Origin of the sequence: Paraburkholderia ferrariae NBRC 106233, assembly GCF_000685035.1 — a bacterium.
In the GTDB taxonomy this organism is placed as follows: Bacteria; Pseudomonadota; Gammaproteobacteria; order Burkholderiales; family Burkholderiaceae; genus Paraburkholderia; species Paraburkholderia ferrariae.
Genome location: NZ_BAYB01000037.1, coordinates 71,732 through 79,542, shown reverse-complemented (window position 1 = coordinate 79,542; position 7,811 = coordinate 71,732). Strand labels below are relative to the sequence as shown.

The following is a 7,811-nucleotide window of genomic DNA, read 5'->3' as shown; positions in this document are numbered from 1 at the left end:
CATGGCGGGCCGGTCGCGAAAGAGAGCATCCCCGATTCGATGTTCGAGCCGGTAATCGTCACGACGAACCGGGCTTGCACGGCGAACGACCCGCAGGGCACGGGCGGTGGAATTCCCGTCAAGGCGGGGGACCTGATGGGCCACCTGGGCCGCTATGACTCGCTCAACGAGTGTTCGGGCGGAACCCGGATGGCGCACATCGAGGTGTTCTGCGGCGAGGACATCAAACCGTTCATCAAGGCGGGACGCGCCTGGGTTGACACGCACGTCGAGGAAACGCCCACCGTCACGAATCAATGGAATGACCTGGGCGTGTCGCAGGATCCGACCATTTTGCGCGTGGGCCGTGGAACGACGCTCTACCAGACCCACGCCAACGGGCAACCCGGCAGGGACGCGCGGCAGACCGATGCAATCCAGGTGTACCAGTTTGCGGCGCTGCCGCAGGACGCCGCCCACATGTTCATGGAAAAGGACAACGGCAATGACGGGCACAAGCGGCGCTGGTGGAAAGTGGACGGCTTGGACGCGCTAGGCAACCCGATTAGCGGATGGGTGCGCGAACAGAGCTTCGAGGGCGGTCGTGTGACCCGCGAGTCTGCGCAAAGCTGGATTGACTTCGAGTGCTACGACGAGGACCACGACCCGACACACACCATTTTCGCGAGCACCGCCGACTACGTGGACTATGCGCTCGGCGGCGATACGCCCGGCGCGGGTTCACTTGGCAAGCTCAGCCCGCTGATGGCCGCGATCTACCGTGCGCTCTATCCGACGGGCGACGGCAGTCACGCGGCGGATGACCTTTGCAGCCTGGGACAGAGCACCCAGGGCGGGTTCCCGTGGAAGGAGTTCCGCGCGTCGCGCCTCATTCCGAAACACGAAAGCGAATGGGCCAACCCGGCGAAGTGGCAAGCGCTTGTGAGTGCAATCGAAGAGCGCACCGGGCCGAAACCCGAACACGGAGAGGAAAAGAAGCGTATCGCCAAGCTCGTGTGGTGGGACGAGGTGGCGGCGGGCGTTCCCGGTTTCCCGGGTTCCGATGTGTATCACATCAATCCGATCGGGTTGGTGGGGAATTTTATATGCGCAACTGAAGGCAATTTGACACTTGAGGAAGCAAGGATCCGTGCCTTTTTGAGGATGATTCGGGTCGGAGAGGGAACGCAATCGCCCGCCGGGTACGAGCGCCTATTCGGTGGACAATCGTTTATCGCAGATTACGGAAAGGATTTCAGCGATCATCCTCGGATCGTGGTTACCAGAAAAAATAAGAAAACCGGTAAATCATATAGCTCCAGCGCCGCCGGTGCCTACCAAGTCATGGGTTATAACTGGGATGATCCTGATTATGTGGCATATCGGAAACAATATGGAATTAAGGATTTTTCCCCAATTTCTCAGGATAGATATTGCGTCATCCTTCTGAGGTACAAGCGCCACGCCCTTAACGACATCAAAAACGGTGACGTGAAGAAGGCGGTATTCGAAGATCATTGCAATCTTGAATGGGCGAGTTTGCCTGGTGATCAATATGGCCAAGGGGGCGTGGGAATGGATACTGTAAATGCTAAATTTACTGAATATCTGAATGACGAACTGGCCGGGAAGAGTGATTTGGCGGTGCCAATCGGCGGCTTAGATGACTTAATTAAGTGAGATGAAAATGAAATCCATACTTCGCGCTTTGGCGTTCTTTATTGTTGTTAGCGGCTGCACCTTATCTCACGCCTCCGATAACGGTGGATTACCGAAATTCTCGAATTATTCGGTCAATGTGTATCGTGGAGAATTGAAAATTCCAGACTATTATAAAAAAATCGATGGCGATTGGCGCGACGACATGGGGAAATTAGTGGCCCCGCCCGCCGTAAACTTCGCCGGAAAATATTATATCGGCACTCATAGCTGCGGATCTGGGTGTATATATTATACACTCTCGGATTTGACTACTGGCGCGGATTCAAACGCCCTCAATATATTTTCAAGTGACGGCGAGCATCCCCAGAAAACTTCCGACGGGCGAACTTATATAACGAGCCTTGTTAGCCAGCCTGATAGCAAGATGCTGATCGCTCAATATCACATTGATCCCAATGCGACCGCCAAAGAAGAATGTAGGGAAAGGATTTTTTCCCTAAGCGATGATGGGAAGCAGGTTCGGGCAATAACAAAAACCGTGGACTACTGCGAACAAACTCGCTGACATTTGACTGCGGGTGATCGAACTCTAGCAACTAATCACGAGTTCATGATAAGCGCCGCCTCCAATCACAGGGCGGCGCTGTTAGCGCATGTGGCAATCTGACAGTCACGAAGAAGGTGCGACCACAACCATACGGGCGGTGCCATGCAAAAACTATCGTTCGCCACGTGGGTTGTTTTGTGGCTCGAAAAAACGAAAGCCCCGCAAGTCATTGACTGTGCGGGGCTTTTGCCTTGTATCTGGCGGAGAGGGTGGGTGTTGCACCTACACTGGATAACTTGAAGAACTTGAAGAACTTGAAGAACTTGAAGAACTTGAAGAACTTGAAGAACTTGAAGAACTTGAAGAACTTGAAGAACTTGAAGAACTTGAAGAACTTGAAGAACTTGAAGAACTTGAAGAACTTGAAGAACTTGAAGAACTTGAAGAACTTGACGGAACAGCAAGCCGAAGTTATTTATCTGAAACGTTATTGGCAACCGAAAGGTTTTTGCGGATTTAAAGACGAACGTGTGGCATTAATGTCTTACGATTGGAGCATAACTTCTGGCGGTGCCGCATTGCAGATTCAAAATCTGCTAAACCAGAAATATCATTCAAACATCGTAGAGGATGGCGGCATGGGAGAACAAACGGTCGATGCCATGAATGCAATCCCTGATCAAGAGGAATTACTTCAGGATATAGCATCGATCAGGCGCCAATATTATACGAATCTCACAATCAAGGATCCCAGCCAGATTGGCAATCTTAAGGGATGGTTAAACAGAGTAGATGATTGCCTCCAGGTGCAAGTATGAGCAAGTGTAAGTATGTGACCCTGTTGATGTTCGTCGCAAGCATTCTGCCAATTCGTTCAACGGCATGGGCGGCGGATGGCATATTTTCGGGCGATTGGGAATATGTGGAACGTGTGGCGGGAGCGAGTAAGCCATATTCGACCTTTGAGATAAAGCTCCACGAAGGACGTGATGGCACAGTGATAGGCTCATATTGCTTTATCACACAGAATGGTAATCGCATTGATTGTGACGTGAGCGGAGCTGAAAATATTTCTGGGCATGTTCAACAGGACGGGCAGCATGCGGAAGTGCGCTTTGACTCGTTTTTTGGCGCAAAAGATGGCTTTGCAGATTTGACTAGTTACAATGACACATTGACGTGGAGGGTTGCACAGAATCCGAAGGGTGACTTTTTTTATGGTCCTTACTCGGTAACTCTCACACGAAAAGAAGCTGATGCCCGTCAAGGTGAGCGTCAGGTAGTTGTGGATAAAGCATTCTTGTATCCCACTCCTTCGGAGACGAAGGTTAAAACGTATATCGTAAAAGGGGAGTATGTAAGACTAGTAAATATTTCAGATGATATGAAATTCTGGAAAATTTCGTATTCCGAGAAAAATGGCGTCACGATAGAACGCTGGATTGATTGCCGCGCCATCAACTTCTGTCCTTAAGCCACCGTAGTCTCGGAGGCTTTCAATTAATCAACCCATACAAATGCGCCGCCCGTGTTTCCGTCTTCGGGCGGCGTCTTGTCCATGCTGTTTCCTTTCGCCACTTATCGGCGTCGCCGCGCAGGACGAAACCCCGGGGGCGGTGGATCGAAACTAAGTTCATTGAAGGTTGCCTCTTTCTCACGTGCGTTTTGCCCTACACCTTCGGGCGTGTCGCACGCGTTAGGGAGCGGTCTGTTTTCGGGAACCGAAAATGGACTAGGCCAGCGCCAATGAGCGTCCTCGAAGTCTTCCTCAGAGTCCTCGGGTATCACCTCTAAACCCTTGTCACCGCCAGCCGGGGAAGTTTCCGGCACGCGCCGGTTAAGTTCGGCGCACTGATTCGGTGAAGCTCGGGCCGCGATTCGGTGAACTTCGGTGTCCAGATCGGCGAACTTCGAGGCGTCCTGCACGCGCGCAGGATGCAACGGGGCCGCGTCTAACTTCCCCGGCTGGCGGCAAAGTTCGGCGCTGTCAAAGTTTGCCGAGTCGCGGTGAGGTTTCGCCCTGACTCGTGCTTCTTTCGCCGAGCGTATTGCGCTCGGCTTCGGTGCGATCGACAAAGCAGCTGCGATCCATTTCGGATTCGATGCGGCGTGCCCATGATTCGGCTTCGGCCTTCGTATCGAAGGTGCTGCTTGCGAGCGGGTATCCCTTCCGGCGTACGAACGCGCGCCAGTAGTTGCCTCGTCGGTTGATAGATGCCACGAAAAGCTCCAGACAGGTTGAAGTTGTCTGGGCTCAATTTTCCGAGTGCACCACTTTTGCACCAAAAGCGAATTCCGGAAGGTTTCGCCGGAAACAAAAAAGGCCCTCGACTTTCGTCTGAGGGCCTTATTCCGTGCGGGTCTTCGGGAACCCGTGAATCCTGGTGGGTGGTACAGGGATTGAACCTGTGACCCCTGCCGTGTGAAGGCAGTGCTCTACCGCTGAGCTAACCACCCGAAGAGCTTTGAATTATGACGGGCTTCGCAATTCTTGTAAAGCCCTTTTTAAGCAATTTGCGCGTCCGCCGGTTTTTCTTCTGCCGGGGCGGGCTGCGTGCGCCATACGCTCGTCCCCTTGAGCACCTTGTCCAGGTCATCGAGCACGGCATCGTGCTCCGCCAGTTCTTCGGCGGTGGCCGCGATCACGGGCAGCGCGAGCGTCTCGATCTGCACGCGCGGCGCCACGACGTCGCCGGTTGCGGGCTGATCGCCCAGCATGTCGATGACGAGGCTCTCCTGGCCGCGCGTCATCGCGAGATACACCTCCGCGAGCAGCTCCGAGTCGAGCAGCGCGCCGTGCAGCGTGCGGTGCGCGTTGCTGATGCCAAAGCGGTCGCACAGTGCGTCGAGCGAATTGCGCTTGCCCGGGAAGATCTGCTTGGCCTGCACCAGCGTGTCGATCACTTCGCCGCAGTGTTCCCTGAACGACGGCTTGCCGAGCAGCGCGAGTTCGGCGTCGAGGAAGCCGATGTCGAACGGCGCGTTGTGGATGATGATGTCCGCGTCCTGAATGAAGTCGAGGATTTCGTTGGCGACTTCGGCGAACTTCGGCTTGTCGGAGAGGAACTCGGTCGTGAGGCCGTGCACCGCGAGTGCGCCCGGGTCGCTGTCACGCTCGGGGTTCACGTAGAAGTGCAGGTTGTTGCCGGTGAGCCGGCGGTTCACCAGCTCGACGCAGCCGATTTCGATAATGCGGTCGCCCGTGCGGGCATTGAGGCCGGTGGTTTCGGTATCGAGAATGATCTGGCGCATGTCGGATAAGTCGTGTCGCGATAAATAAAGAGGCGTCCGCTCAGAGTTCGGCGAGCGAGGCGACGCCGCGGTTCGCGAGCGCGTCGGCGCGCTCGTTCTCCGGGTGGCCGGCGTGGCCCTTCACCCAGCGCCATTCCACCTGATGCTGCGCGACGAGTGCGTCGAGCCGCTTCCACAGGTCGTCGTTCTTGACGGGCGTTTTCGCGGCCGTCATCCAGTTTTTCTTCTTCCAGCCGTGGATCCACTCGCTGATGCCTTTTTGCACATACTGCGAGTCGGTATGGACGATCACGCGGCACGGCCGCTTGAGCGCTTCAAGCGCGGCGATCACGCCCATCAGTTCCATGCGGTTGTTGGTCGTGTCGGCCTCGCCGCCGAACAGTTCCTTTTCCTGTGCGCCGAAGCGCAGCAGCGCGCCCCAGCCGCCGGGGCCGGGGTTGCCCTTGCAGGCGCCGTCCGTGAAGATTTCGACGAAGTCGGTAGTGCTCATGTGTCCTTGTTGCGGGTAGGGGAGGGTGTCGTGGCGGCGGCCTTCAGGCTCGGCGCCAGCACCGGTTTCTTGACTTTCAGCGAGCCGACGAGGCGCATGCCGCGCACGCGCTTGATGGCCGTGACCATGTAGACCGCGCCGAAGATCGGCCACCAGCGGTCGCCGGCGGCCTCCATGAAGGCATAGCGGCCGAGCCACTGGTCGGTGGCGAGCGGCGGCCGGTAACAGCCGAAGCGGCCGCGTTCGAGTTCGAAGCCGAGCAGCTTGATCCAGTCCTTCAGGCGCGTGAACGCGATCAGGTCCTGGCGCGCGGGCAGGAACGGCTTGCCGGTCAGCTTGCCGACCGACTGCCGCGCGCCCCACAGCGAGAGCGAGTTGAAGCCCACGATCAGCAGTTGCCCCTCGGGCATCAGCACGCGCTCGGCTTCGCGCAGCAGGCGGTGCGGGTCGCTCGTGAATTCGAGCGTGTGCGGCATCACGATCAGATCGACGCTCTGCGCCTCGAAGGGCAAATCGAGCAGATCGCACCAGACCGTGCTGCGGCCCTCCGGCGCATGGCGTGCCGCCGCTGCGGCAGCGCCGCCGGGCGTGAGCGCGGGGGGCGCCGCATGCGGCACGGTATAGGGCGCGCTGGCGGCGCTTGCCGCGTCGAGCACGAGTCCGCGGCACGGCATGCGGTTCTCGCGCAGGGCGTCGAGATGCGGCATGCCGAGCTGCAGTGCGTGGTAGCCGAAAATATTCGACACCACGCGGTCGAGCTGCTCCTGCTCCCAGTCGAGGACGTACTTTCCGGCGGGCGAAGCAGTCCAGGCGGGCCAGTCTATAATCGTTCGGTCAGACATGTCGAAGAATACGCCGCCCTAATGAATAGTCCGCTTGAGTACGCGCACGGTCACGGAAACTACGAGTACGTACCGGTTCCGGCTTTTGACGACAACTACATCTGGGTCGTGTCGGACGGCCGCCATGCAGTCGCCGTCGATCCGGGCGACGCCGCGCCGGTTCGCGCATATCTCGCGAAGCGTGGCTGGCGGCTCGTCGCTATTTTACTCACCCATCACCATGCCGACCACGTCGGCGGAGTGGCCGATCTGCTGAACGGCCAGGCTGTGCCCGTCTACGGCCCGGCCGGCGAGGCGCTCGGGGCGCTCGATCCGTTCGTCACACGCGTGAAGGGCGGCGACCGCGTGCATCTGGACGCCCCCGCGCTCGACTTGACCGTGCTCGACGTGCCGGGCCATACGCGCGGGCACATCGCCTACTTCCAGGCGGCCGATCCGGCGGGCACGCCCCATCTCTTTTGTGGCGACACGCTGTTCGCGTGCGGCTGCGGCCGGCTATTCGAGGGCACGCCCGCGCAGATGCTCGAGTCGCTCGACGCGCTTGCCGCGCTGCCCGGCGCGACGCAGGTCCACTGCGCGCACGAATACACGCTTTCTAACATTCGTTTCGCGCTCGCCTGCGATCCCGGCAACGCAGCGCTGCGTGCGTGGAGCCGCGACGCCGCCGCGCTGCGCGAGCGCGGCGTGCCGACCCTGCCCACCACGATTGCGCACGAACGCGCGGTGAATCCGTTTCTGCGCGCGGACGATCCCGCTGTCCAGGCCACCCTGGCCGACCAGCTTCACGAAACGGTGCCCGACCGGCTGGCCGCATTCACGCTGATGCGCGAGTGGAAAAACCGGTTCCGTTGACGGGGCGCAGCCGACGTGCCGATGACCCGCCCACGACCCGCTCCCAGGCCGAAGTTGCCTGGGATCTGTCAAGGGTCAAGCTCATCCCGAAAGTGCGGAACCGCACCCAAGCTGCGGATTTTCATGGTTTTTTCCAATATTTTCGATTGACTGGAGCGTGTACGTTCCGTACCATCGGCTGCAAATT

General features: G+C 58.0%; 8 protein-coding genes and 1 tRNA gene. 5 read left to right on the top strand and 4 right to left on the bottom strand.

Annotation, left to right across the window (positions count from 1 at the left end; translation table 11 throughout):
* The 4 genes from BFE01S_RS45185 to BFE01S_RS44750 all read left to right on the top strand — a co-directional run.
* Positions 1-1,659: glycoside hydrolase family 24 protein (locus BFE01S_RS45185; protein ID WP_245621242.1), on the top strand; the 1,659-nt coding region annotated here is incomplete at its 5' end.
* A gap of 7 nt (positions 1,660-1,666) precedes the next feature.
* Positions 1,667-2,206 (top strand): hypothetical protein, encoded by a 540-nt coding sequence (locus tag BFE01S_RS43590; RefSeq protein ID WP_084170256.1) that lies wholly within the window; start codon positions 1,667-1,669, stop codon positions 2,204-2,206.
* A gap of 251 nt (positions 2,207-2,457) precedes the next feature.
* Positions 2,458-3,006: a putative peptidoglycan-binding domain-containing protein gene (locus tag BFE01S_RS40855; protein WP_281177418.1), complete on the top strand. Its 549-nt coding sequence runs from the start codon at positions 2,458-2,460 to the stop codon at positions 3,004-3,006.
* Entirely contained in the window at positions 3,003-3,662 is a 660-nt protein-coding gene (locus BFE01S_RS44750) for a hypothetical protein (RefSeq protein ID WP_156967217.1), read from the top strand. The genes BFE01S_RS40855 and BFE01S_RS44750 overlap by 4 nt, the downstream gene beginning before the upstream one ends.
* Before the next feature lie 908 nt (positions 3,663-4,570).
* On the opposite strand, the gene BFE01S_RS31060 is transcribed toward BFE01S_RS44750, so the two are convergent.
* From BFE01S_RS31060 to BFE01S_RS31045, 4 genes are all read right to left on the bottom strand, one after another.
* Positions 4,571-4,645 (bottom strand) — tRNA-Val (locus tag BFE01S_RS31060).
* A gap of 48 nt (positions 4,646-4,693) precedes the next feature.
* Positions 4,694-5,440, bottom strand: coding sequence for a DNA polymerase III subunit epsilon (gene dnaQ, locus BFE01S_RS31055; protein WP_028228862.1), 747 nt, complete (start codon positions 5,438-5,440; stop codon positions 4,694-4,696).
* A gap of 40 nt (positions 5,441-5,480) precedes the next feature.
* Positions 5,481-5,930, bottom strand: coding sequence for a ribonuclease HI (gene rnhA / locus BFE01S_RS31050; protein WP_028228861.1), 450 nt, complete (start codon positions 5,928-5,930; stop codon positions 5,481-5,483).
* Positions 5,927-6,772 carry a class I SAM-dependent methyltransferase gene (locus BFE01S_RS31045; protein ID WP_028228860.1) on the bottom strand — a complete coding sequence of 282 codons (846 nt, stop codon included), beginning with the start codon at positions 6,770-6,772 and terminating at the stop codon, positions 5,927-5,929. The genes rnhA and BFE01S_RS31045 overlap by 4 nt, the downstream gene beginning before the upstream one ends.
* 21 nt (positions 6,773-6,793) lie before the next feature.
* Between BFE01S_RS31045 and gloB the strand changes: the two genes are divergently transcribed.
* Positions 6,794-7,624: a hydroxyacylglutathione hydrolase gene (gene gloB, locus BFE01S_RS31040; RefSeq protein ID WP_042339139.1), complete on the top strand. Its 831-nt coding sequence runs from the start codon at positions 6,794-6,796 to the stop codon at positions 7,622-7,624.
* The last annotated feature ends 187 nt before the right edge of the window (positions 7,625-7,811 follow it).

Excerpts from the sequence above, each read along its gene's own strand:
- BFE01S_RS43590 (WP_084170256.1), top strand. The coding sequence starts at position 1,667 with ATGAAATCCATACTTCGCGCTTTGGCGTTCTTTATTGTTGTTAGCGGC.
- rnhA (WP_028228861.1), bottom strand. The coding sequence starts at position 5,930 with ATGAGCACTACCGACTTCGTCGAAATCTTCACGGACGGCGCCTGCAAG.
- dnaQ (WP_028228862.1), bottom strand. The coding sequence starts at position 5,440 with ATGCGCCAGATCATTCTCGATACCGAAACCACCGGCCTCAATGCCCGC.
- BFE01S_RS44750 (WP_156967217.1), top strand. The coding sequence starts at position 3,003 with ATGAGCAAGTGTAAGTATGTGACCCTGTTGATGTTCGTCGCAAGCATT.
- gloB (WP_042339139.1), top strand. The coding sequence starts at position 6,794 with ATGAATAGTCCGCTTGAGTACGCGCACGGTCACGGAAACTACGAGTAC.
- BFE01S_RS31045 (WP_028228860.1), bottom strand. The coding sequence starts at position 6,772 with ATGTCTGACCGAACGATTATAGACTGGCCCGCCTGGACTGCTTCGCCC.